Here is a 1,848-nt window from a genome sequence, read left to right as displayed (position 1 = left end):
ACCTTGACCGGATCGACGATACCCATGGCGATCATGTCGCCATATTCGCCGGTCTGGGCGTTGTAGCCGAAGGTCGCGCCCTTGTTCTCAAGGATCTTGCCGGCAACGATCGATGCTTCCGCACCGGCGTTGGCCGCGATCTGGCGGGCCGGAGCCTGCAGCGCACGACGAACGATGTTGATGCCGGCGGCCTGGTCGGCGTTGACGCCGGTGGCCTTGATGTTGGCCGAAGCGCGCAGCAGCGCGACGCCACCACCAGCAACGATGCCTTCTTCGACGGCCGCGCGGGTCGCGTTGAGGGCGTCGTCGACGCGGTCCTTCTTTTCCTTGACTTCGACTTCCGTCGCGCCGCCGACGCGGATCACCGCAACGCCGCCGGCGAGCTTCGCCAGACGTTCCTGCAGCTTCTCCTTGTCGTAGTCCGAAGTGGTCTCTTCGATCTGCTGCTTGATCTGGGCGACGCGGCCCTGGATCTCTTCCTTCTTGCCGGCGCCGTCGACGATGGTGGTGTTCTCCTTGGAGATCGACACCTTCTTGGCGCGGCCGAGCATGTTGAGGCCGACGTTCTCGAGCTTGATGCCGAGGTCTTCCGAGATGACCTGGCCACCGGTGAGGATGGCGATGTCTTCCAGCATGGCCTTGCGGCGATCACCGAAGCCCGGCGCCTTGACGGCGGCGATCTTCAGGCCGCCACGCAGCTTGTTGACGACCAGCGTGGCCAGAGCCTCGCCTTCGACGTCTTCCGAGATGATGAGCAGCGGCTTCGAGGTCTGCACGACGGCTTCGAGAACCGGCAGCATGGCCTGGAGGTTGGAAAGCTTCTTCTCGTGCAGGAGGATGTAGACGTCCTCGAGTTCGGCAACCATCTTGTCGGCGTTGGTGACGAAGTAGGGCGAGAGATAGCCGCGGTCGAACTGCATGCCTTCGACGACTTCGAGTTCGGTCTCGGCGGTCTTGGCTTCCTCAACCGTGATGACGCCTTCGTTGCCGACCTTCTGCATCGCTTCCGCGATCATCTTGCCGACCGACTCGTCGCCGTTGCCGGCGATCGTGCCGACCTGGGCAACCTCTTCCGAGGTCTTTATCTTCTTGGCGTTCTTGATCAGCGTCGCAACGACGTCGGTTACCGCGAGATCGATGCCGCGCTTCAGGTCCATCGGGTTCATGCCGGCGGCAACGGCCTTGTGGCCTTCCTGGACGATCGACTGTGCCAGAACGGTTGCGGTCGTGGTGCCGTCGCCGGCGATGTCGTTGGTCTTCGAAGCGACTTCGCGGACCATCTGCGCGCCCATGTTCTCGAACTTGTCTTCAAGCTCGATTTCCTTGGCGACGGTAACGCCGTCCTTGGTGATGCGCGGGGCGCCGAACGACTTGTCGATGACGACGTTGCGGCCCTTGGGGCCGAGCGTGACTTTCACCGCGTCGGCGAGGATGTTGACGCCGCGCAGCATGCGCTCGCGGGCATCACGGGAGAATTTTACGTCTTTGGCAGCCATTTTTAGCTCCTGGCAGGGGCTTTGATCGAGCCCGGGAATTCAGTTGACGGGGAAAGGCCTGATATCAGCCCATGATGCCCATGATGTCGGATTCCTTCATGATCAGAAGGTCTTCGCCATTGAGCTTGACTTCGGTGCCCGACCACTTGCCGAACAGGATGCGGTCGCCGGCCTTGACGTCCAGCGGGACCAGCTTGCCAGCTTCGTCACGGGCGCCGGAGCCGACAGCGATGATCTCGCCTTCCTGCGGCTTTTCCTTTGCCGTGTCGGGGATGATGATCCCGCCAGCGGTCTTGGATTCGGATTCGACCCGGCGAACGACCACGCGGTCATGAAGCGGGCGGAACTTCGA

Annotated in this window: 2 protein-coding genes; both read right to left on the bottom strand. The window is 62.4% G+C overall.

Going from position 1 to position 1,848, the window contains the following annotated elements:
• Positions 1–1,496: chaperonin GroEL (gene groL / locus AC0L3E_RS34490; RefSeq protein WP_473606896.1), on the bottom strand; the 1,496-nt coding region annotated here is incomplete at its 3' end.
• A 64-nt stretch (positions 1,497–1,560) separates the two neighbouring features.
• A partial coding sequence (groES, locus tag AC0L3E_RS34485) for a co-chaperone GroES (protein ID WP_473606895.1) occupies positions 1,561–1,848 on the bottom strand: 288 nt, incomplete at its 5' end.

Source organism: Mesorhizobium sp. WSM4822 (genome assembly GCF_055811155.1).
The sequence above is the reverse complement of the archived record's forward strand: the minus strand, read 5'-3'. Positions and strand labels throughout refer to the sequence as shown.